The sequence below is a fragment of the Lysinibacillus sphaericus genome, assembly GCF_015844675.1.
GTDB lineage: Bacteria > Bacillota > Bacilli > Bacillales_A > Planococcaceae > Lysinibacillus > Lysinibacillus sphaericus_E.
Map to the genome: position 1 here is coordinate 1 of NZ_LDGC01000010.1, position 22,171 is coordinate 22,171.

General features: G+C 38.2%; 21 protein-coding genes and 1 pseudogene. 12 read left to right on the forward strand and 10 right to left on the reverse strand.

Annotation, left to right across the window (positions count from 1 at the left end):
- Positions 1-1,029, forward strand: a pseudogene (locus ABE34_RS03280) (collagen-like protein); the annotation flags it as partial.
- 229 nt (positions 1,030-1,258) lie between these two features.
- On the opposite strand, the gene hemY reads toward ABE34_RS03280, so the two are convergent.
- From hemY to hemE, 3 genes are all read right to left on the reverse strand, one after another.
- A complete protein-coding gene (hemY, locus tag ABE34_RS03285; protein ID WP_197140447.1) occupies positions 1,259-2,683 on the reverse strand; it encodes a protoporphyrinogen oxidase in 1,425 nt (474 codons plus the stop codon).
- 14 nt (positions 2,684-2,697) lie between these two features.
- Positions 2,698-3,618 carry a ferrochelatase gene (gene hemH / locus ABE34_RS03290; protein ID WP_197140449.1) on the reverse strand — a complete coding sequence of 307 codons (921 nt, stop codon included), beginning with the start codon at positions 3,616-3,618 and terminating at the stop codon, positions 2,698-2,700.
- Between the two features lie 165 nt (positions 3,619-3,783).
- Positions 3,784-4,833 (reverse strand): uroporphyrinogen decarboxylase, encoded by a 1,050-nt coding sequence (hemE, locus tag ABE34_RS03295; protein WP_197140451.1) that lies wholly within the window; start codon positions 4,831-4,833, stop codon positions 3,784-3,786.
- 327 nt (positions 4,834-5,160) lie between these two features.
- Here hemE and ABE34_RS03300 point away from each other — a divergent pair, with 327 nt between their 5' ends.
- Positions 5,161-5,679 carry an antibiotic biosynthesis monooxygenase family protein gene (locus ABE34_RS03300; RefSeq protein WP_197140453.1) on the forward strand — a complete coding sequence of 173 codons (519 nt, stop codon included), beginning with the start codon at positions 5,161-5,163 and terminating at the stop codon, positions 5,677-5,679.
- Positions 5,680-5,918: 239 nt separating this feature from the next.
- Complete coding sequence (locus tag ABE34_RS03305; protein ID WP_197140455.1) at positions 5,919-7,079, forward strand: amidohydrolase; 1,161 nt, start codon at positions 5,919-5,921, stop codon at positions 7,077-7,079.
- 470 nt (positions 7,080-7,549) lie between these two features.
- On the opposite strand, the gene ABE34_RS03310 is transcribed toward ABE34_RS03305, so the two are convergent.
- Positions 7,550-8,734 carry an ABC transporter permease gene (locus ABE34_RS03310; RefSeq protein ID WP_197140457.1) on the reverse strand — a complete coding sequence of 395 codons (1,185 nt, stop codon included), beginning with the start codon at positions 8,732-8,734 and terminating at the stop codon, positions 7,550-7,552.
- Positions 8,718-9,467, reverse strand: coding sequence for an ABC transporter ATP-binding protein (locus tag ABE34_RS03315; RefSeq protein WP_197140459.1), 750 nt, complete (start codon positions 9,465-9,467; stop codon positions 8,718-8,720). The genes ABE34_RS03310 and ABE34_RS03315 overlap by 17 nt, the downstream gene beginning before the upstream one ends.
- A 104-nt stretch (positions 9,468-9,571) precedes the next feature.
- On the opposite strand from ABE34_RS03315, the gene ABE34_RS03320 reads away from it, so the two are divergent.
- From ABE34_RS03320 to ABE34_RS24945, 6 genes are all read left to right on the forward strand, one after another.
- Positions 9,572-9,988, forward strand: a complete 417-nt coding sequence (locus tag ABE34_RS03320; RefSeq protein WP_197140461.1) for an HIT family protein — start codon at positions 9,572-9,574, stop codon at positions 9,986-9,988.
- Positions 9,989-10,128: 140 nt separating this feature from the next.
- Positions 10,129-10,659 (forward strand): tryptophan transporter, encoded by a 531-nt coding sequence (locus ABE34_RS03325; protein ID WP_197140462.1) that lies wholly within the window; start codon positions 10,129-10,131, stop codon positions 10,657-10,659.
- A 159-nt stretch (positions 10,660-10,818) separates the two neighbouring features.
- Entirely contained in the window at positions 10,819-11,214 is a 396-nt protein-coding gene (locus ABE34_RS03330; protein WP_197140463.1) for a YtxH domain-containing protein, read from the forward strand.
- Between the two features lie 156 nt (positions 11,215-11,370).
- The gene (locus tag ABE34_RS03335; protein WP_079563333.1) at positions 11,371-11,931 is read left to right on the forward strand and encodes an HTH-type transcriptional regulator Hpr; all 561 of its coding nucleotides are present in this window, start codon (positions 11,371-11,373) and stop codon (positions 11,929-11,931) included.
- Positions 11,932-12,106: 175 nt separating this feature from the next.
- The gene (locus ABE34_RS03340; protein WP_197140464.1) at positions 12,107-12,652 is read left to right on the forward strand and encodes a DUF3267 domain-containing protein; all 546 of its coding nucleotides are present in this window, start codon (positions 12,107-12,109) and stop codon (positions 12,650-12,652) included.
- A gap of 70 nt (positions 12,653-12,722) precedes the next feature.
- Positions 12,723-12,908 carry a hypothetical protein gene (locus ABE34_RS24945; protein ID WP_079563331.1) on the forward strand — a complete coding sequence of 62 codons (186 nt, stop codon included), beginning with the start codon at positions 12,723-12,725 and terminating at the stop codon, positions 12,906-12,908.
- 124 nt (positions 12,909-13,032) lie between these two features.
- Here the strand turns inward: ABE34_RS24945 and ABE34_RS03350 are convergent, their stop codons facing one another.
- Positions 13,033-13,146 (reverse strand): YjcZ family sporulation protein, encoded by a 114-nt coding sequence (locus tag ABE34_RS03350; RefSeq protein WP_079563330.1) that lies wholly within the window; start codon positions 13,144-13,146, stop codon positions 13,033-13,035.
- A gap of 144 nt (positions 13,147-13,290) precedes the next feature.
- Here ABE34_RS03350 and ABE34_RS03355 point away from each other — a divergent pair, with 144 nt between their 5' ends.
- Positions 13,291-14,274 (forward strand): peptidylprolyl isomerase, encoded by a 984-nt coding sequence (locus tag ABE34_RS03355; protein WP_197140465.1) that lies wholly within the window; start codon positions 13,291-13,293, stop codon positions 14,272-14,274.
- Positions 14,275-14,391: 117 nt separating this feature from the next.
- Here the strand turns inward: ABE34_RS03355 and yhaM are convergent, their stop codons facing one another.
- Genes yhaM through ABE34_RS03370 form a run of 3 tightly spaced genes read right to left on the reverse strand, consistent with a single transcriptional unit; the run spans position 14,392 to position 19,435 of the window.
- A complete protein-coding gene (yhaM, locus tag ABE34_RS03360) occupies positions 14,392-15,327 on the reverse strand; it encodes a 3'-5' exoribonuclease YhaM (RefSeq protein ID WP_197140466.1) in 936 nt (311 codons plus the stop codon).
- Positions 15,324-18,215, reverse strand: a complete 2,892-nt coding sequence (locus ABE34_RS03365) for an ATP-binding protein (protein ID WP_197140467.1) — start codon at positions 18,213-18,215, stop codon at positions 15,324-15,326. The genes yhaM and ABE34_RS03365 overlap by 4 nt, the downstream gene beginning before the upstream one ends.
- A gap of 5 nt (positions 18,216-18,220) precedes the next feature.
- Positions 18,221-19,435, reverse strand: coding sequence for a metallophosphoesterase family protein (locus ABE34_RS03370; protein WP_197140468.1), 1,215 nt, complete (start codon positions 19,433-19,435; stop codon positions 18,221-18,223).
- A 348-nt stretch (positions 19,436-19,783) separates the two neighbouring features.
- On the opposite strand from ABE34_RS03370, the gene ABE34_RS03375 reads away from it, so the two are divergent.
- Complete coding sequence (locus tag ABE34_RS03375; protein ID WP_197140469.1) at positions 19,784-19,969, forward strand: YhzD family protein; 186 nt, start codon at positions 19,784-19,786, stop codon at positions 19,967-19,969.
- A gap of 191 nt (positions 19,970-20,160) precedes the next feature.
- Here the strand turns inward: ABE34_RS03375 and ABE34_RS03380 are convergent, their stop codons facing one another.
- On the reverse strand, positions 20,161-20,943 hold the full coding sequence (locus tag ABE34_RS03380; protein WP_197140471.1) for an enoyl-CoA hydratase: 783 nt from the start codon (positions 20,941-20,943) through the stop codon (positions 20,161-20,163).
- Between the two features lie 138 nt (positions 20,944-21,081).
- On the opposite strand from ABE34_RS03380, the gene ABE34_RS03385 reads away from it, so the two are divergent.
- Positions 21,082-22,053: a rhodanese-related sulfurtransferase gene (locus ABE34_RS03385; RefSeq protein WP_197140473.1), complete on the forward strand. Its 972-nt coding sequence runs from the start codon at positions 21,082-21,084 to the stop codon at positions 22,051-22,053.
- Positions 22,054-22,171 lie beyond the last annotated feature (118 nt).

Below are 22,171 nucleotides of genomic sequence, written 5' to 3' on the forward strand. Positions count from 1 at the left end.
GTGACCGGCTCTACTGGAGCTACTGGCGTCGCCGGGGCTACCGGCTCTACTGGTGACACTGGTCCTACCGGAGCTACTGGCTCTACCGGAGCTACTGGCTCTACCGGGGTTACTGGGGTTACTGGGGCTACTGGCGTTACTGGCGTTACTGGTGTTACTGGTGTGACCGGCTCTACTGGAGCTACTGGCGTCGCCGGGGCTACCGGGGTTACTGGCTCTACTGGACCTACTGGGGCTACTGGTGTTACTGGTGTTACTGGTGTTACTGGTGTTACTGGTGTTACTGGTGTTACTGGTGTTACTGGTGTTACTGGTGTTACTGGTGTTACTGGTGTTACTGGTGTTACTGGTGTTACTGGTGTTACTGGTGTTACTGGTGTGACCGGCTCTACTGGAGCTACTGGCGTCGCCGGGGCTACTGGCGTTATTGGCGTTACTGGCGTTACTGGCGTTACTGGGGCTACTGGCGTTACTGGTGTGACCGGCGCTACTGGACCTACTGGGGCTACTGGGGCTACTGGTACTGGTGTGACTGGCTCTACTGGACCAGCATTTACAGAAGGTTTCTCAGCATTTAATAATGGTATAGCAGTAAGTGCTTCTAGTACAATCACTAACTGGAGTGTTGCATCGCCATATTTCACAACACCAGCATTCAATCCAGTGACCGGAATTTTCACTGTTCCAACAACCGGAAGATACTCTTTTGAAGCAACAATAAATTACTCAACTACTGCAGTAATTACCGTTGGTTTAGGTGCTGGCATCAATCCATCATTTGCAATTCGCAGAAACGCAGCAACAAGTTTAATAAGCGGGCTATTCCCTTTATTAAATGTAAATATTATTGCCGTATTGGATTTACGCACTATCCTTGGTAATGGGACAGTAACATTAGCTGGAGAAGTCGAGTTAAATGCAGGTGATACCATTGATTTATTCTACAATGCTAACGGTTTAACGATTGGACTTACTCTTGGAGGAGCGAACTCTGGCGGTATTGTATGGTCATGTCACCGAATTTCATAGCATAAAAGAACAAATACTGGTTGAACAACTAACATTCTCTATAAGATTTTTACTGGGAAAGTAGAAACTTACTTTCCCAGTTTTCTATTTCGATGTATCTAACTTGTGCAATTTTTACTTTTAAGCGCTTCTATTTCATACTTTACAAATAATTTATCGCGGAATCTCTTAAAAGCAATAAAAAAAGTAGTACAAACATTGTTCAAGTTTGTACTACTTCTAAAAACTTTTAATCCACAAACATTTCCGATAGTACTTCGTCAGCAACATTTTTACCTTGCTCAACGCACTCAGGTATTGATATTCCTTCGAAGGAACTCCCCGAGAGCTTTACAACGGGAAAATGTTCACGTAATTCTTGCTTTACTCGCTCGATCTTCGCTTCATGTCCTACGGTATATTGTGGCATGGCATTTTTCCAGCGGGAAACTACAGTCATTAACGGTTCTCCATCTACGCCAATTGTTTTCATTAAATCCTGCAAAACGGTCTTTTCAATTTCAGTATCGGATAACGCTACAATTGCCTCGTCTCCCACTCGGCCAATATAACTACGCAACAGTACGTAATCATCCGGTGTTGTGCCAGGCCACTTTCGATTAATCCAAGTACAAGAAGTTATTGAAAAATCACTATTTCGAGAAACAAAAAATGATAACGCATCTAGATCACCTAACTGGTCTTTTTTAAATGCCATTGTCACAGTAGCAATAGTTGCCGCCTTCATCGTACTCAATTCATTTAACAACTGGTGTTTGCTGAACATTTTTCTTGCTACATTAAAGGGTGTAGCAATAATAACAGCATCTGCTTTTAATTGTGTAAAATTGTTTAACACAACTTGGACAGTACCATCCTTACCATGCTCGATTTCCTCGACTTTAACACCCTTCATAACTGTACCAGGTAGTAGTGATTCTTCAAGTTTTTCGATAAGTGTCTCAAGACCATTATTAAATGATTGAAAAATGCCCTTATCTTTCGTAGTAAGACCGTTATTTAAAAAATTTGTACCAGACTTTTTCATACCAATAAGTAAGCTACGATATTTTTGCTCTAATCCATAGAGCTGCGGAAATGTTGAACGCATACTTAACTGCTCAATATCACCAGCAAACGTTCCAGCAAGTAATGGCTCTACTAAATTTTCTACAACTTCAGCACCGAATCTTCTTCTAAAAAATTGCCCTAATGGTTGGTCATCATCCTGTGCAGAGCGCGGGATGAAAAAATCCCCCGCTGCACGAACTTTCCCGCTAAGTGAAAACAAACCTGATGTAATAAATGACGAAACATGTGGTGTTGCCCCAGACAAAAGATTACTAGGGATTGGATACAATTGACTACCAACAGCAACGTAAGTCGGCCCTGTATTGCTTGTAATTATTTCCTGTTCAATGCCTAAATCCTTTGCCAAAGCATATACATAGTTCTCACGATCAAAAAAAGATTCTGGCCCGCGCTCGATAATACAGCCATCTTTCCTCAGTGTTTGTATTTTTCCGCCAAGACGTAATGACGACTCGACAAGTACGATATCTAACGGCAAATCTTTTGCGCTTGCTTCTTTTTGCAAATAGAACGCAGCTGTGAGGCCAGTAATGCCACCGCCTACAACAACTACCTTTCGTCTTTTCTGAGTCACCAACATCATCACTTTCTTTTCGCTTAGCTTAATTTTTTATGAATGGCATCAACCATTGCATCAATAAATAATGGGTGTGTATTTGGCATGGCTGGACGATAATATTTCGCGCCAAGTTCATCACAAACAACTTTACATTCATAATCGTTGTCATATAAAACTTCTAAATGTTCTGTTACAAAGCCAACTGGCGTATAAACGAATGAACGGAAACCCTTTTGCTCGTAAAGTTCACGCGTTAAGTCCTGAACATCTGGACCGATCCATGGCTCAGGTGTTTGACCTGCTGACTGCCAGCCAACTTCTACATTGTTTACACCTGTCGCTTCTTTAATTAATCGAGCCGTCTCAATTAATTGATCTTCATATGGATCGCCTAGATCTTTAATTTTCTCTGGTAGTGAATGTGCAGACACGATTAGACATGCTTTTTCACTTTCTTCATCAGTCATTGCATTAAATGTTTCATTCACTTTGTTTTTCCAATAATCAATGAACTTAGGTTCATCATACCAAGATTCAACAGAAGTAATTGTTAATCGATCTCCAGCTGTTTCTGCTGCACGACCATTATATGACTTAATAGAGAACGTTGAGAAGTGAGGAGCTAATACGATAGAAACCGCTTCTTTAATACCTTCTGCTACCATTCCTTCTACCGCATCTTCAATGAATGGGTGGATATGCTTTAAACCAATAAATAATTTATATTCCACTTCATCTTGCGCTTCATTTAAACGCGCACATAAAGCTTCAGCCTGCGCCTTTGTAGCAGCAGCAAGTGGTGATAAACCACCGATAGCCTCATAACGACCGCGTAAATCTTCTAAATGCTCTTCTGATGGTTTGCGACCGTGGCGAATATGCGTATAGTAAGGTTCGATGTCTTCTTCTTTATAGGGTGTTCCGTATGCCATAACTAATAAGCCTTTAACTTCTTTCATTACCTTTTCACCTCTAAATAATAGTTAAGTATATCTTTATCGTACAGTATGTGACAAAAAGAAGCTGTCCAATTCATTAGGTTGGACAGCACCCTTTCTACGATGAAATAGAGATATCATTCATAGAAAAGAAATATGAAAGTTAATATCTTGTTCACATCTATATTAAGAGCGTGCTTGAATTTGTTGAGCACTATACTCATGTATAAGAGCAGTTAAACGTTTTAACACTTCTGGATCTACCTCTGGGAATACACCATGACCTAAGTTAAAGATGTGCCCTGGCATTTCTAAGCCTTGATCGATAATATCTTTCGTGCGCTTTTCAATAATTGACCAATCAGCAAGTAATAGTGATGGATCTAAATTCCCTTGTACTGGTTTAGTTATACCGTTAGCACGAGCTTCTCTAATTGGTAAACGCCAATCTAAGCCAACAACATCGATCGGTAAATCATTCCACTCTTTCGCTAAATGACTTGCACCGACACCAAACTGAATAAGTGGCACATTTTCTTTTTGCAACTCTGCAAAAATACGTGTCATAATTGGTTTAATGAACACACGATAGTCTTCAACATTTAAAGCACCAACCCAAGAGTCAAATATTTGGATAGCTTTTGCTCCCGCTTCCACTTGAGCTGAAATATCAGAAATAATCATGTCAGCTAATTTATCCATTAATGCAAACCAAGCTTGAGGCTCTGATACCATAAATGACTTTGTTTTATTATAATTTCTTGAAGGACCGCCTTCAATCATATAGCTTGCGAGAGTGAACGGCGCACCTGCAAAGCCGATTAGAGGTACATTCAGTTGTTCCTCTGATAACATTTTAATCGTTTCTAAAACGTATGGTGTATGTTCTTTTGCATTAAATTCGCCTAGTTTTTCTATATCTGCGATTGAGCGAATTGGATTTGAAATTACAGGACCTACGCCTGCTTTGATTTTTACATCTACTCCAATACCAGGTAGTGGTGTCACTATGTCTTTGTATAAAATCGCTGCATCAACATTGTAATTTTCTACTGGTAATCGCGTTACATATGCACAAAGCTCAGGTTGAAGTGTAATTTCTTCTAAAGAATACTTTTCTTTAATCGCACGATATTCTGGCTGAGAGCGTCCTGCTTGTCGCATATACCACACTGGTGTATGTTCCGTTCTTTCTCCCCGTGCAGCACGTAGAAGAGTATCATTAAAAGTTGTCATGAATAGTTCCTTCCCCTCAATAAAATTCATATAGTAAAATTCTCTGATTTAATTCGTTATTATTGATATCCGTTTTCAATAGTAAACGCTTCCTCTGTTATTGTATAGTTTTCATAGGGAAATGTCATAAAATTGTTCTTTCTATAGGGTTTCTTTTTTGACAAAGCTATATACTTCCATTTAAATGGAGATAATCACGCTATGTTATCATTTCCGCCTTAGCGTGCTAGTTGCTTTCGCGTAGATAACAGCGGGTCTAAGTAGTGCGTTATACAAGCACAATTCATTCCTTTTAAAAGATGAACATTCATAAGGAGGGCAATAGTTATGTATATTTATTTAACTTCTGGTACAGGTGATTTTTTAGAGCAGTTAAAGAATAAACATCCAAACGAGGCGTTGATTTTAATACACGGAGAGGGAAACTCTGTGCTTATACATGAAACCAATGGAAAATCTATATTTGCCACACCTCGTAAGTTTGAAGTACTGGATTCAGTAAATGCTTTAGAAGAACGAGGCTTCTTTGTTTTCAACAATATTTCTGTGACAGATGAAGGTCGACCAGTTTTTGAACATCGCTTTTTAAATCGAGCACGTGCTATAGAAGATGAACCAGGCTTTGTAGCATTTCGACTTCTTCGTCCATTAAATAGTGAAACATACATTGTCATGACACAATGGAACGGCCCTCATTCATTCGAAGCATGGAAAAGCTCAAAGGCCTTTGCATCAGCTCATGCTGAACGCAAAGAATCAACAGGCGTGAATCAACAAAACATTTTCTCAGCAGCTTCCTATGTCACAACCTATAGTGCCGCTCCAAAAGAAGACAACGAAGATTAGTTGAGGGGCGCGAGTGTTTGCTACTCTTGCGCGGGTATTTTCACCGGTAGCGCGAGTATTTCCACCGGAAGCGCGGGTATTCGCTATTCTTCCGCGGGTATTTCCCCCGGAAGCGCGGGTATTCATTACATTACTTTTCCGATATTCTTTATGAGAAACGTTTACCCCTATTTATCCAGTTTGTAAAACTATTATGTTATTAATAAAAATCTAGGATAATCCGTTTAAGGAGGTTTACTATGAACCAACATCTACTTGAAAAAATCGATGCTCATTTTGATGAAATGGTGGCGATTCGCCGTCATCTGCATATGCACCCGGAGTTAAGCTTTCAGGAACAAGAAACTGCTAATTATATTATTCAATATTATAAGAAACTCGGCGTACCGGTTGAAGCTAATGTCAGTGGTCATGGTTTAATTGCGCGGATTAAGGGGAGCAAGCTTGGCAAAACGATTGCCTTACGGGCAGACTTTGATGCTCTTCCTATACAAGATGAAAAAGATGTACCATACAAATCAACTGTGTCTGGTGTTATGCATGCTTGCGGGCATGATGGTCATACAGCTACTTTGTTAATTATCGGTAAGCTATTGTGGGAAATGCGCGATGAGCTAGTAGGAGAATATGTACTAATTCATCAACATGCTGAAGAGGTTGATCCAGGTGGAGCAATTGGGATGGTACAGGCTGGGGCTTTGGATGGCGTTGATGCTATTTTTGGCACACATCTTTCTTCTAACCATCCTACAGGGATAATTGGCTACCGCGTAGGGCCGACGATGGCCGCTGTTGATAGTTTTGAAATAAAAATTCAAGGTCAAGGCGGTCATGGCGCTCATCCGGATCAAACAAAGGATGCGATTGTTATTGGCTCTCAACTTGTTATAAATTTACAACAGCTCGTCGCACGTCGTGTTGCCCCAACCGAATCGGCTGTTTTGTCGGTTGGTTCATTCGTGGCATCTAATGCCGACAATATTATTGCCGATACAGCCTACTTAAATGGCACAATTCGAACGTTTAATAAAGATGTTCGTGAAACGATGGAACGTGAGTTTAAACGGGTTATCCAAGGTACAGAAATTGCGCATGATTGTACAATTGAACTGAATTATCGTCATGGCTACCCTGCAGTTGTAAATCATGAGAAGGAAACACTCTTTGTACGTAATATCGCTCAGGATATTTGCGATGTTACTGAGATTGAAGCAACTATGGGGGCTGAAGATTTCGCTTATTACTTAGAAGAAAAGCCCGGTACATTCTTCTTCACGGGAGCACGCCCAGCTAAATATGCACCACATCATCATCCTAAATTCGATATAGATGAAAAAGGGATGCTCATTGCTGCAAAGGTATTAGTATCAGCAGCACTAGATTATCAATTAGTAGAATAGAAGACAAATGCACTGGAGAGCCCGAAGCAAAAGTAAGCGCTCCACCACTTAAAACCCGCTTTAACAAAGATAAGCTCATTTCTCCAATTCTATTGTTGGAAAAATGAGCTTTTATATTTTGCTGAACACCATAACGTGGGCTGATTTCCGTTCCGGCTAGGCGCTTTCTTGTTGCTGTCGCTACGCTTTCGCACAGATAAAACATTTGCTGACGCTTCGCACAGACCAAAGCTCCCTGGGGGTGTCGGGGCAACAGATGTTTTTTGCACGAAACCGTAGTGTAACGTAGCGCCAGCAGCACGATGTTAGTCACGAAGGCGTTATCACAGGATGTGATGCTTTTAGCCTTCGTTCCTCTATTGCTAAACCCAAGGAGTCGCCCAGCCGTAACGAAGATCAACTTATTCACATGGCACACGTTTTTAGCAAAATGCCTCTAACCTTTGCTGATAAGCTAACATTAACTATATTCAAGATTTTGAGGCCTTAGATGTCAATTCACTAACAACCAAAATGATTATAAAAGTAACATAAAACATCGGCTGTGTGATACCACATAGACCCACTATAATTGCTTGCGTAATCATTGCAAGACGCACAATTTGATTGACTGCTACCTTACGTGCTTCATCCGTTAAAGGATAAAGCATGTCCATACGAAATTCACCGCTTGATAATAAAGCTGATTTTAATTGAATAGTTGTAGCAAAGCTCAATGCACCTGCGATAACCCATGTAACGACTGGGATATCTACAAAGGCTGCAATAACAGCTGAAATCACTGTTAATCGGAGCCATAAATAAAAATGATCATCTGTTCGGACGAATGTACGGAACACTAAGTACTTTTGGGCATTGTCCTTCTTGTATGCCACAAATTTATAAAGCCAATCAAGCCAACCACGACGACGGATACTACCTCGTAAATGTGGAACGTCCGTGAAATAATTAGCAAAGCGATAGAAACTCATCATGCGATTTTGTTCCAGCTTTACAAAATGCTCGTACGGAATAGGCTCACCTGCACATTTTTTTCTAAATATTACAATATACACACATCCAACTGCAGCAGCAACAATTGCAAAAATAAGCTGCATTTGAAGCGCCATGTACACAGTAACACCAAAGAAAACAGCTCGAATTAGCCTGTCCACCCAAATCATTTGACCACGTTCACTATAACGGTAACTAAATTCACCTTGAACGCTCAAATACTTCAATATAATAATAAGTAGAAATACTGACCAAATTTCAGATGTTGTTAATTCAGTAACAGCCTTTAGTAAAGGGATGCTTACGATATAAACAATTACCACAATCCAAACTTGTGACCAAAACGTCCACGCTAACGCCTTTTTAAAATACTGTGACATTTTCGATTCTAATGGTAATAAATATACTTGGTCTGGCTCTCTCAAAAGTGTAGTTGGACGACTAAATGCTAGTAAAATCCCCATTGCCACTGCAATTAAAATCTCTGCTGGAAAATCAGGCTGTACAATTTTCAGCCATTCACTATATTGATAGCCCCCTGCTCCAATAAGAAATACTAGTACAATCGCTATATGCCCCGTAAAAATAAATCGCATATATTTTTGCACTTCACCTATATAGTGCATAAAGCGAGAGGACCATACATCACGCAAGTTCTTCATGGTCGCGCTCCTTTGTCATTGCAATATATAAATCATCCAATGTCGCACGTGGCATCGCAAATGCCTTGCGTAAATCCTCCATTGATCCCTGTGCTCGCACGCGTCCTTCATGCAATAAAATGATACGGTCACAATGTTTTTCAGCGGTCGATAAAATGTGCGTAGACATTAAGATAGAAGCGCCTTCTTTTTTCTTTTCATCCATCTGATCAAGCAAGGATTGAATCCCAAGCGGGTCGAGTCCCACAAAAGGTTCATCAATAATGTAAAGGCTTGGATTGACTAAAAAGGCGCACATAATCATAACCTTTTGACGCATCCCCTTTGAGAAATGCGATGGGAACCAATTCAGTCGTTTTTCCATTCGAAATTCCTTTAATAATAATTGTGATCGAGCTGCAAGTGTTGCTTCATCTAGACCGTAAGCCATCGCCGTTAATTCTAAATGTTCACGTAATGTTAGCTCATCATATAATACGGGTGTTTCAGGGATATAAGAAAATGCTGTACGATACTTGTCCGTATTTTCCTTTAACGTCACACCATTTAAACGTATGTCTCCTTCTTTTGGAAGCATCGTTCCGATGATATGCTTAATCGTTGTACTTTTACCAGCTCCATTTAAGCCAATTAAGCCAACAAGCTCCCCTTTTTCAATCGAAAATGATAAATCTTTAATAACCGGCTTTCTTGTATAACCACCTGTCACATGTTGTACCTCTAATACCGTCATGCCATCACTCCTCTTCTCGTTTATATTTTATCAAAAATTAGCAAATGATACAGTTATGAGTATGATAGAATGTATGTACATATAAAATAAGGAGGAATTTTCGAATGAGCGATTGCCTTTTTTGCAAAATCATTGATGGATCCATCCCAAGTACAAAAATTTATGAAGACGAACATGTCTATGCATTTACTGACATTTCACCTGTAGCGAAGGGGCATACCCTATTAATTCCAAAACATCACTGTAAGGACCTATTTGAGATGCCTGAGGAAGTGGCCCGTAATTTATATGCAGCTGCACCTAAAATTGCGAATGCTATAAAAACTGCTTTTAACCCGATTGGACTTAATACAATTAATAATAATGGTGCTGCAGCTGGACAAACTGTTTTCCACTACCACTTACATTTTATTCCTCGTTACGATGAAAAAGAAGGCTTGGGCTTAAATTGGCAAACACAAAAATATACACCAGAGCAATTATCTGACGTTGCGGAAAGCATTAAAGCTAACCTTAAATAATTTATGAAATACTCGAATTGTCAGAATTTCTTATTGCAATTTAAAGATTTATATCGTACACTCACAAATAAGTTTCGCTAACGGTCATGAGGACACGTTAGGAGACAAAAAAGATTAGCATAGTCGAGGAGAGATTAGAAATGAATACAAAGAATTTAGTATTAATGGCCCTTTTAGTCGGTGTTGGTGCTACACTTTATGTGGTCACACCAGGAATGGTAAATGGCATGAAACCTGATTTCATGTTAACAATGATGTTTATTGGCATTTTATTGTTCCCTACTGTTAAAGAAACGTTCTTACTTTCTTTAGCAACCGGTGTACTGTCAGGTTTGTTTACAACGTTTCCAGCTGGTCTTGTTCCAAACGTTATCGATAAAGCAGTAACGGGCTTTGTCTTTTTAGCGATCTTAATTGTGCTAAAAAAATTGGCAAGCAACTTTATAGTATCTGCTAGCTTAGTTGGCTTAGGAACAATTTTATCTGGAACTGTCTTTTTAGCAGTAGCACTTTTTGTATTCAACGCAAATGTTGGTGCAACATTCGCTGTACTGTTTGTAGGGGTTGTATTACCTACTGTAGCATTTAATGTTATTGCTTTTGCAATTATTTATCCTATAGTTGCAAAATTAGTGAAGCGCTCTAAATTCCAAACAGCTATTTCAATTTAATAAAAGGTGCATTTAATTAGAAAATGCACCTTTATCTTCAAAAGAAACTAAACTGTGATTTAAAATCACTCGTTTAGTTTCTTTTTTATTTTTGTATATGTGCATTTCATGGTTTAATAGTAGGTATCACATGATAATTACAGGAATGAGGTAATCGATATGAAAGCAAAACCATTTTTATTTGGACTTGGAGCTGGGATCGTCGGTGGTACAATCGCTGTACTTCTTTCAACTCCTCAATCAGGACAACAATTGCGTGCTAATTTGCGAGCAAATGCTGAAAGCACCAAGGACAAACTTTTAGATGTAAAACAGCAAGCAGGCACAGTAAAACAATCTGTTCATTCGCTTACTACTGAAATAAAAAATAATATACCACTAATAATAAATGATTTAAAACAAACTATTACTACATTTACTGAAGAAATAGAACCTTCAAAAAATAACTTACAACAAGAAATAGAGGCATTACAGAATTCAATAAGCGAAATCGAGAAAAACGTTGCACAATTTACAGAAAAAAAGAAAAAACCGCAAGAAAATGTTAGCAACTAAAGTCCTTCACAACTAATAAAAATCATATATTTTTATTAGTTTTCATTGGTAAAATATTATTTTTTAACCACTTTTCAATTTTTTAATTTTTCTAACTTTAAACTTTTTTCCTTTATTGCTATAATATTTTTAAAATGTTAAAGAAAGCAGTAGGTGATGGCTTTGTCAGAGGAATTGTACACTCAAAAAGAAGCGATGCTTTATAGTCAAAGAATTGCGCAAATATCAAAAGCCTTATGGAAAGCAGTTGAGAAAGATTGGCAGCAATGGATTAAACCCTACGATTTAAATATTAATGAACATCATATTTTATGGATTTCGTATCATTTAAAAGGGGCTTCAATTTCTGATGTGGCGAAATTTGGGGTAATGCACGTTTCCACTGCATTTAATTTTTCAAAAAAATTAGAAGAGCGTGGATTCCTTAAGTTTTCAAAGCGTGATGACGACAAGCGTAATACGTATGTTGAGTTAACAGAAGCAGGTACAGAACTTATTGTTGAAATGAATAGTAATTATCATAATACGTATCATTCTGTGTTAGAAGGTTCATTAGCTTTAAAAGACTTATACGGTCGCTTCCCAGAATTTTTAGATGTTATGGCTGTTATTCGCAATATATATGGAGAGGACTTCATCGACATTTTTGAGCGTTCCTTCCAGCACTTCCGTGAATCCTTTGACACGATTGAAGAACGTTCAACTGTAAAAGGATGAAAATGAAACTACTAGGCTTTTAGCGTTAGTTGTTCGGAATCTATACCTAATGGCCGTAGATGCTTATAATTAAAGAGGTATTTCAGAAATATTTCTGAGATACCTCCTTTTTCTTGCATTCTAATATAAATCAATTTAAATTAAATAGACCATTCATATTACGGAGTTGATAATCATGCATTGTTGGAAAACATTAAATCTGGAACATCATTACGGAACAACGCGTATTATGATCATGTCTGTACTTGTTTTTTTTACTGTCTTTTCGCTTTCCTATGTGACATTTAATTTATTTAATGATGAGCACTATACCGATCGTTTGTTTTGGCTTTTTGTTATTGCTATATTTGCAATCTACCCAATTCATAAATGCTTACACTTTCTAGCATTATATGATTTACGTCAGCATTTAAAATTGCGTGTGCGTACCCAATTTTATGTTATTCCTGTTCTTCACATGCGTATCCGTGAACCTTTATCGAAAAACCGTTATATTCTAGCTTTACTTTCACCATTTATTGTACTAAATACAAGTATTTTATTGGGTACACTACTATTCCCTGCGTATACTCATTATGGTACATTACTTTTAGCTTACCACTGTAGTCTATGTGTAATAGATATTCTATATGTAAAATATTTATTGAATTCACCTAAAGACTCCCAGATTGAGGAGACGCCTAAAGGCTATGAAATTTTAGTGCCACCTACTATTCACTAAATTGCTTGTACTTGTGTTTTATGAACGTTTTTTGTTATGCTATTAATATTGAAAGAGGGGAGGAATAGACTTGCTGTTAATGATTGTAGTTCTATTCTCGGTATTCTATTTATTTCAAATAAACCGCATGACTTATGCGCTGTGCATGCGACGTGAAATTCCCGAAGAAAACCAACCAAAAGTATTCCGAACTATAAATATACTTATTACAATTTTACTTGTCTCATTTTATATTGAAGTTTTATATGCAGTATAGTTAAAAAGAAAGTGATCCACGCAGTATCAATGGAACGTAACTTCAAGCGGGCTGCGAGAATGCCTTTACATTGTTAAAAAAAGCTAAGGATATTAAACCCTTAGCTTTTCGTCATTTTTATTAATTAGTATAGGAACGCTGCACCAACAATAATTAATAAAATAAATAACACAACTAATAAAGCAAAGCCAGAGCCTGAGCCGTAGCCACCGCCGCCACCGTATCCTCCGCTGCCCATAACTTCACCCCCTTTCTTTTCTATATCCTATGCGCTTGTAAATCTGAAATATAGGCTATACTCAAGGGGGAACCATTTTGTTTTTAAAACGTTTATGTTATAGTAAAAAATGGGACGAAACCATATAAGGAGAGAATATCCACTATGAAAAAGACAGTTTTATCTTTAACATTAGCTGCTTCGGTATTAGCACTTGGTGCTTGTAGCGGAGACGACAACAAAACAATCGCAACTTCAAAAGTAGGCGACATTACAGTTGCTGACTTTAACAAAACATCAAAAACTTTAGCAGGTTCTCATATAATTCAACAAATGATGACTGAAAAAGTACTAGCTGATAAATACAAAGTATCAGATAAAGAAATCAAAGAGGCCTATGACGCAACTGCTTCACAATTCGGTGATAGCTTTGCCGATGCACTTGCTCAAAGTGGCTTAACTGAGGAAGGCTATAAAGATGCATTACGTATTGAGCTTCTTTCAGATAAGGCTATAAAAGATAAAGCTTTTAAAGAAGAAGATGTTAAAAAACATTATGAGCAAATGAAAACTGAGTTAAATGGTCGCCATATTTTAGTAGCAGATGAGAAAACAGCTAAAGAAGTCATTGCTAAAATTAAAGGTGGCGCTTCTTTTGCGGATGTAGCAAAAGAATACTCAACTGATACTGGCTCTGCTCAAAATGGCGGAGAGCTAGGTTGGTTCTCTGTTGGTGCAATGGTAGATGAATTTAATGACGCGGCTTATGCCCTTCCTTTAAAAACATTAAGTGAACCGGTTCAATCAAGCTTTGGTTTCCACGTTATTGAAGTTACGGAAAAGCGTGATGTAAAAGGTGTTGGCTCATTCAAAGATGAAGAGAAAAACATCCGTACACAAATGCTAGCTAAATTACAGCAAACAGGTGAAGATAAACAAATTCTTAAAGATGTTGTTGCAAAATTGGCAAAAGATGCTGATGTAAAAACATCTGATAAAGAATTAAAAGCTGCTATTGAAGCCCTTACAACAACAAGTGAGGAGCAAGCTAAAGCTGCTGAAGAAGCAGCTAAAAAAGCTGAAGAAAAAGCTGAAGAAAAAGCTAAAAAAGAAAGTAAAGACGACAAAGAAAAAGATTCTGAAAAATAATCTTACTAGTTGTTACTTTACTATATGAAAAAGGGTTACGCCGATACAGGCGTAACCCTTTTTATACAAAATTGTCTGCTAAATGAATAAGAATGTAATCTCCAACCTTTGAATTTACTATATAGTCGGTTTATAAAACGATCGATTATCAAGTGGAAATAGTCTTTCCGTAAATTCGCCTGGTGCTGTTTTGCCTAATGCTCGTGTTAGCATGTTCATCTTCGCATCAATATTATCAATATAATGTAAGATTTCCGCTTCTTGAATCATCGGTTTTTTCGGGCTACCCCATTCTTCTTTACCGTGGTGAGATAATACCATATGTTGCAATAGCATAACTTCCTCGCCCTCGATTTCTAGTTCACTAGCAATCTTGGCGATTTCATTGACCATAATAGTAATATGACCAAGTAAGTTCCCTTCAACCGTATACATTGTTGCAACAGGTCCTGATAATTCAACTACTTTACCAATATCATGTAAAATAATCCCTGCATATAACAGATCTCGATTTAATGTAGGATATAAATCAGCAATTGCTTTTCCTAGTCTCAACATGGACACCATGTGATCTAATAGACCAGATGCATAATCATGATGATTTTTCGTAGCAGCTGGATAGACTAAAATAGCATCCTGATGTTTTTTAATAGCTGCACGTGTAATTCGTGATATATTCGGATTTTTAACATCAAAGAAAAATTGCGTCAATTCTTCATATAGTTCTTCTTTTGGAGTTGCTGAGGAAGGAACTAAATCATTAATAGCAATTCCCTCCTCTGGTTTTGCAACACGGATTGCCTTGATCCGTAATTGATTTTTGCCACGATAATCATGAATTTCTCCACCTACTCGGACAATTGCTTCAGCGTGATACATTTTTTCATGATCTTCATTTGTATCCCATAGCTTGGCTTCAATATCTCCACTTTTATCTTGTAATAACAGTGACATAAATGGCTTTCCGACTGTGGTAACCCCTTTTGTCGCCTGTTTAATTAATAAAAATTGATCGACTGTTTCTCCAACCTGGAGCGTCGTAATACCCTTCATGTTGACGCCACTCCCCTTTCATTTGCTAGTGCTCCTACATCGACAATTTGGTCTTTCTGCCAATGCTCGAGCATCACGTCATGGCAAGTAAAATATAAAATTTGACGTTCATATCCTACTTCTTTCATTAATTGTACCATTTTGTCTGTACGGTTTCGATCAAAATGGACAAAAGGATCGTCCATAATAAATGGAAATGGAGCAGAGGTTGTTAGCGTTTTTGCTAGTGCCATACGCAACGAAATATAAGCTTGCTCCTTTGTAGCCTGTGATAATTCTGCCATTTGATAACGTAATCCAGAAACATCCTGTGCAACAAAATAGCCTTCATCATTAATTGAAAGCTTATCGTAACGCCCACCTGTAAACGAATTAAATATTGCATTAACTTCTGTCAAAACATGAGGTAGTTTTTCTTCTCTTAGGCGGAACAATGTTTCATGGATCGCAGTAGCCAATGCTTTTTTTGAAGCCCATTGTCCTATCAGCTGTTGCAACACTGATTTCTCTTCTTCAAACTGTTGAAGCAACTGGCCATATTTCTCGTCATTTAGAAGATTCTCCTTTTGGATTTGCAGTGTCGCTCGTTGTTCTAAGCAATGATCGATCGCTACCTGCATTGTTCCTCGCTCTTCTTCTAAAGTAAGCAGTTTTTCATTTAGCTGTTCCTCTTCTAGCAGTGACTGTTTGTTGTCTACATTTAGCGAGACTAGCTGACTTTGAATGGCTTGAAGTTCTGTTTTTATTTGTTGTTGTTGCTCAAATTGTTCATGTGCTTCATAATAGCCCTTCTCTGTTTGTACATTCGCAGCATTAAATAACTGAGTAATTTCAGACTCATAGCTGTCTATATGTGATTGCACTCCTTGCATTTTAGTCTGAAGACTAGTCAACTGCTCTTTTGCTTGTTGGGATATTTGTTGCTCCTGCTGTAAAGTAAGGAATGTAGTACGTAAATGCATAAAGATTTCTTGCTCGCTATACTCTGTCTTTAAGACTCGCTGTATCTGTTCTAGTAACTCGTTTTTCTCCGCTTGTACCGTTTGTAAAAGCGTAAATGTACTCTTCTTTTTTGCTGCCAACTCTTGAGCACCACGAATGCGCATAAACAGTTCTGGTAATAATGTTTTCGGTATATTTCCCTCTAACCGATAGCGTCCTAAAAAGTGGTGAAGCAACTGAGTAGCCTCTTCACTTACCTGCTCAGCCCGTTGAATTTTATATTCAAGTTTCACATATTGACGTTCTTTTTCTTGCTGTTGCTCATTTGCATGCAACAAGCGATCCTCAAATTTTTGTTTTTTTAGCAGGATAGTCTGAGCAATATTTTCCTCCTGCTCTAACTCACGCATTTGCTGACTCTGTTGTTTACTCGGCGCTTCATGAGCTTGTCTAGCAAATTTTAAATATAAAATAATGATGAGTGACATAACCGCTCCTACAACGATAACAGCCATATTTCTTTCCATAACACCATAGATACACGACAGTACACTTATGGCTAATACAATAAATATAAAAATACTTGGTTGTTGTTGTTTCGAGCGTTGTGACCTTCCATAACGCAATTGTTCAAGCTTGCGCTTACGCTGTGGCCACTGTGCTAAAATATGTTCTTCCTCCGTAGTTAATGACTCCTGGTGAAGCTGTTGTTGCAGTTGAGCAATTGTCTCTAATTCTGCATGTAGTTGCTCTAACGAACGCAAATGAAATTTCAGCTCTTCTTCTGCTTCTTCCAATAGGCTTAACTGTTGTTGAAATTGTTCCTCTTGCTGTAATGAAACGGTTTCTTCAAGCAAAATATCCTGCGCTGTTTTTTCCTGGACACCTAATAAACGGAACTGAGCTTCTATTTCTTGCTCGATTAAATACAGCTCATCCATTAAGTTCTGTTCCTTTACAACTAACTGATTCCATGTTGCTTCCTTGTTCACAAGACGAGACATCTCAGTAATAACTTGCTCGTCCATTGTTAATTGTAGCTTACGTTGCAGTCCCTCATACTGCTCCTTCAGCTGCTCCATTTGCAGTGTTTCATGCATAAGTCGATCCTTTAATTGCTCATAACGTCGGATCCCTTCCGGAGGAAACTGCACATGTTCACAGCTTTGTTGTGTCTGTTCTAAAGCTTTTTGCTGCTTTAGAAGTGGCATAGCCTGCTTCAGGATTGTGAGCTGCTGCCATTTTTGCTGCTCTGTTTTTTTCTGACTATATAAACCCTCTAGCCTTAAATCGAGCTGCTGTAATTGTAATAATTTATCCTCAAAGGTCTGAATATTACCTTGCTCTTGTTTAATCGTACGTTCTAACTTTTTTAAATGCTCCAATTTTTGATTAATGAGTGGCACTTTGCCTGATTTTTTAAAAAGCTCACTAGCATCTTTGTCCAATTTCTTTTCTAGAGATGATAGTTGTTGAATCCCAGTTGTTCCAGAGGCAAGTAACAAATGTGTTAGCTCTTCCTCTGACATTTTTTCAATGCCCTGTAGCTCGTGTAATGAAAAGGAGAAAATAGACTCAAAGGAGGCTTTTGAATAACCATATAAGAGCTTTGCTAAAAGCTCCTCATGCCCCATTGTTCCGTCTTCTAAATAAACAGTAACATCTCCAGCTGCCTTTCCTTTCATACGCTCGATCGTGCATTGCCCGTATGTTGGATGCCAAATCGTCAGCTGACCACCGAATTTAGTCGATGCTTTCGGCTCATATTTACGTTGTGCCTGCTGCCTCGTAGGAAATCCAAAAAGCATTTGTAAAATAAACTGTTGAATGGTCGTTTTCCCCGCTTCATTCATACCATAAAAAATGGTAACCCCTTCGCGTAAAGTAATAGTGATATTTTCATGCTTGCCAAAGCCATAAATTTGGATTTTTTGTATCGTTAGCATGTTATTCACGCCCTTTGAATTTCTTCTGCTAATAATTCTTGTGCGTCGTGCATTAAATTTTTAATGTCCTGTTCTGTTAAAGGTTCAATCAGCCTTGCACCGCCAGCATGTTGGTATAGTTCCTTTAAAATATCCTTCCATTCAGAAATATCCCATTCCTCCATTAAATTCATAACGGATTCGGTCGCAGCAGTATGCTCATACAATACGGACGATTGATGTAACACGAGCTTTTGCACCCAGCACATTGGTTCAATTCCATCTTCGGCTTCTCGAATAGTTTCTAGCCAAGCGTCAACTGTAGCATGTTCAAATAAAGATTGTGATTGTTCATCTATATTTTTCAAATGAAGTTCAACAACAGATGCTCCGAACTCTTGACGATTAAGCATCAAAACTTCTTCACATTTTTTAAGCAGTTCATTTGCATGAAACACATTCGAACAATCAACCTCTACCGTGTTATAAACAACAGCAGATGTCGGTACAAATTCCAAATCTGTAGAGGTTTGCGACAAAGTTACGTCATAGAAGCCCTTTATCCCCTGCTCTTTCCGATGTCGGCTTTGAATATTGCCTGGATAAACAATCGGTGGATTTTGATGTAAAAATTGTCGTTTATGAATATGCCCTAAAGCCCAATAATGATAGTGTTTTTCAAGAAGTTGATCTTTTGTGAAAGGAGCGTAAACAGCATGTGAAGTATCGCTAGCCTCGCTACCGTGAAGCATACCAATATGAATAACGCGCTGGTCCTGTGCAACAGGATAACTATCAATCATTGATTTCGTTATATGACGGTCACCATAGCTGAAGCCATAAATATTGACTTGTTGACCACGTATGTTTAATTGCACAACACTAGTTTCAGCTGGTAACTCATAAACATTGCTCGGTAAAGCAAAACGTGTCCAAGCACCATTTAAGTGATCATGATTCCCATAGCTTAAAATGACAGGGATATTATGCTGAAAGAGTTTTTCCATAGCCTCTTGAAATCGTCTTTGTGCCTGTAAGCTTCGATTTTCACCATCATATATATCACCGACAATCAGTAAGAAATCGGGTTTCTCCTGAATAGCTTTCTGAATAATTTTATCAAAAGCTTCGAAAGTACTTGTTCGAATCTTTTTGAAATTTTGTTCGGGTAAACCAAATAAGCCCTTAAAGGGACTATCTAAATGTAAATCCGCCATATGGAAAAAACGAATTGCTGACATCCAACCACCTCAAGTTTTAAATAATCTATACCTTAACTTCATTCTTTTTCACTCGCATCGCGGTAAAATATTGAGTACATCGGAATCGCCGATTTTATAATTTATCAATTATTACATATCTCATTTTTATAATGAGACATTCGTGAATCACGCAGAAACCGAATATTTGTTCTATTTTATCATAATTCCCACTAGATGAGAAATGTATTCAACAAATAATCATTAATAGTATTGCCTTAAACTTTCCACAACTTTCATAATTTATCGAAATATTCGCTAGTTTTACCGTGAAGTTTATAAATCTTCTATGTATAATAGATATATATTTAAGTAAAGGGTGGGGTTTGTATGGAGAATTATCGCTTTACGGCTTTTGAAAAAACTGGGGAAACATTATTTGATGAAACTTGGACTTTCGAAAACGATGAGGCTGCAAAAATCAGCGGTTTAAAGCAGATCGAAGAAAAAGGTGTTGCCAACAAAACTCATCGTCTTGTTAACTCTTCGGGTAAATTAATCTTGTTTCATGTCTAAAAATGGCTAGTAAAAGGCACGTAGTACACTTCTTTACTACGCGCCTTTTAGGCCAAAATGATATTGGTCACTCAGTCGTGTGTTGCTGTCGCTTCGCTTTCGCACAGATAAATTGCCACAGGACGTGGCGCTCTTAGACTGAGTTCCTCTATTTCAACGGGTGTTTGGACACCCAATGAAAGAAGGTAAATCTATTTTCCTACAAAAGCAGGTGCTCTTTTCTCTACAAATGCATGAATTCCCTCTAAATGATCCGTCGTTTTACGCATCGCTTCTTGCCCCGCTGCTTCCATAGATAAGATACTCTCTAATTGCGGTAAATTTTGAGCATGTAGAATTTTTTTAGTCGTAATCATCGATGCAATTGGAGAAGCAAGCATTTTTCCTACTAGTTGGTCAGTAATCGCAAAAACAGTCCCATCTGGTGCAACGTAGTCAATTAACCCTTCATCATGTGCTTCCGATGCTGTTAGCACCTTTCCTTCCCAAATCATTTGTTTAGCTTTGACAGTACCCACACGTTCCTTCATGAAGAAATGGCCGCCACCATCAGGGATGAGACCTATGCCGATGAAGTTCATAGCGAGCTTACTATTTTCACATGCCACCACTATGTCTGCCCCTAGCGCTAGACTAAAACCTAATCCAGCTGATGCTCCATGAACCGCTGCAATGACAATCATCGGTAGCTGGTAATATGCTTTGACAATACGTGTTAAATAAACCATTACCTCATTAATATTAAATGGCTTATTTGAATCTAGCATCGCTTTAATATCGCCACCTGCTGAAAAGACTTTTCCTTCTCCGCGAATAACGAGAACTTGTATTTCTTGTTCTTGCTGTAGTGCCTCAAAACATTCTGCTAGTTCACGCATCATCACGTCGTCCATAGCATTCATGGCATGTGGACGATTTAATGTTAATGTTGCACGGCGTTCTAATTTCTCTAATGTAATCGTTGAAAATTCCATCCCAACACCCCCAAATATGAATAGTCATTCACTATGTACTATTCGTGTTTTTTTAGAAAACTCCTTCTATCCTACGCAAAATTGCACTTGATATGCTATATTTAAGGACGAAAAATGATTTAAAGGTGGTTAATGATTGTGACACAGAAAGACTATCGTGTATTACTTTATTATAAATATATAGCTATTGAAGACCCTGTAACATTCGCAGAGGAACATTTAGCACTTTGTAAAGATATCGGGCTTCTTGGTCGTATTTTAGTTGGCTATGAAGGCATTAATGGAACCGTTTCAGGTACAGTCGAGCAAACTGATGCTTACATGAATCATATGAAGGCAGACCCTCGTTTTAGCGACATTATGTGGAAAATTGATGAAGCTGAAGGGCATACCTTTAAAAAAATGCATGTGCGCCCACGTCGAGAAATTGTGCACCTTGGTTTAGAAGATGATATTAATCCTTTAGAAATAACAGGCGATTATTTATCACCAAAGGAATTTATGGAACGTATGCAAGAGGACAATACGATAGTTATTGATGCACGCAATGATTATGAATTTGACCTTGGACATTTCCGTGGTGCTATTCGTCCAGATATTGAAAACTTCCGTGACCTACCAGCTTGGATGGAGGCCCATAAAGAGGATTTTGAAGGCAAGAAAGTTTTAACTTACTGCACAGGTGGTATCCGCTGCGAAAAGTTCTCTGGCTGGTTAAAACGTGAAGGCTATGGAGAAAGTGTTGGCCAATTACATGGTGGTATTGCCACGTATGCCAAAGACCCTGAAGTAAAAGGTCATCTATGGGGTGGACAAATGTTCGTTTTCGACCGTCGTCGCAGTGTACCTATTAATCAGGTTGAGCACGTGATTGTCGGTAAGGATTTCTTCACTGGTGAACCGACAGAACGTTATACAAACTGTGCAAATCCTGAATGCCATAAATTAATGCTTTGTGAGGAAAAGCATGAGGCCTTTTATATGCGTAGCTGTTCAGACGAATGCCGCCGCGCAGAACGTAACTTTTTCGTTGAAGAGAACACTTGGACAAAAGAGCAGATTGAGGAACAAATCACTAAAATCGCTCAAGTTCAAAATTCTTCTTTATAAGAATAAAAGAGCATCATCCATTTTGTTGGTGATGCTCTTTCATATTTTTTGGATTCTCCATGTCTGTAAAAAAATACACTTTCTCGCCATACCCGAGCGATTTACCACAATTAAATTT

Excerpts from the sequence above, each read along its gene's own strand:
- hemY (WP_197140447.1), bottom strand. The coding sequence starts at position 2,683 with ATGATGTTGGTGACTCAGAAAAGACGAAAGGTAGTTGTTGTAGGCGGT.
- hemH (WP_197140449.1), bottom strand. The coding sequence starts at position 3,618 with ATGAAAGAAGTTAAAGGCTTATTAGTTATGGCATACGGAACACCCTAT.
- hemE (WP_197140451.1), bottom strand. The coding sequence starts at position 4,833 with ATGACAACTTTTAATGATACTCTTCTACGTGCTGCACGGGGAGAAAGA.
- ABE34_RS03300 (WP_197140453.1), top strand. The coding sequence starts at position 5,161 with ATGTATATTTATTTAACTTCTGGTACAGGTGATTTTTTAGAGCAGTTA.
- ABE34_RS03305 (WP_197140455.1), top strand. The coding sequence starts at position 5,919 with ATGAACCAACATCTACTTGAAAAAATCGATGCTCATTTTGATGAAATG.
- ABE34_RS03310 (WP_197140457.1), bottom strand. The coding sequence starts at position 8,734 with ATGAAGAACTTGCGTGATGTATGGTCCTCTCGCTTTATGCACTATATA.
- ABE34_RS03315 (WP_197140459.1), bottom strand. The coding sequence starts at position 9,467 with ATGACGGTATTAGAGGTACAACATGTGACAGGTGGTTATACAAGAAAG.
- ABE34_RS03320 (WP_197140461.1), top strand. The coding sequence starts at position 9,572 with ATGAGCGATTGCCTTTTTTGCAAAATCATTGATGGATCCATCCCAAGT.
- ABE34_RS03325 (WP_197140462.1), top strand. The coding sequence starts at position 10,129 with ATGAATACAAAGAATTTAGTATTAATGGCCCTTTTAGTCGGTGTTGGT.
- ABE34_RS03330 (WP_197140463.1), top strand. The coding sequence starts at position 10,819 with ATGAAAGCAAAACCATTTTTATTTGGACTTGGAGCTGGGATCGTCGGT.
- ABE34_RS03335 (WP_079563333.1), top strand. The coding sequence starts at position 11,371 with ATGGCTTTGTCAGAGGAATTGTACACTCAAAAAGAAGCGATGCTTTAT.
- ABE34_RS03340 (WP_197140464.1), top strand. The coding sequence starts at position 12,107 with ATGCATTGTTGGAAAACATTAAATCTGGAACATCATTACGGAACAACG.
- ABE34_RS03350 (WP_079563330.1), bottom strand. The coding sequence starts at position 13,146 with ATGGGCAGCGGAGGATACGGTGGCGGCGGTGGCTACGGCTCAGGCTCT.
- ABE34_RS03355 (WP_197140465.1), top strand. The coding sequence starts at position 13,291 with ATGAAAAAGACAGTTTTATCTTTAACATTAGCTGCTTCGGTATTAGCA.
- yhaM (WP_197140466.1), bottom strand. The coding sequence starts at position 15,327 with ATGAAGGGTATTACGACGCTCCAGGTTGGAGAAACAGTCGATCAATTT.
- ABE34_RS03365 (WP_197140467.1), bottom strand. The coding sequence starts at position 18,215 with ATGCTAACGATACAAAAAATCCAAATTTATGGCTTTGGCAAGCATGAA.
- ABE34_RS03370 (WP_197140468.1), bottom strand. The coding sequence starts at position 19,435 with ATGTCAGCAATTCGTTTTTTCCATATGGCGGATTTACATTTAGATAGT.
- ABE34_RS03375 (WP_197140469.1), top strand. The coding sequence starts at position 19,784 with ATGGAGAATTATCGCTTTACGGCTTTTGAAAAAACTGGGGAAACATTA.
- ABE34_RS03380 (WP_197140471.1), bottom strand. The coding sequence starts at position 20,943 with ATGGAATTTTCAACGATTACATTAGAGAAATTAGAACGCCGTGCAACA.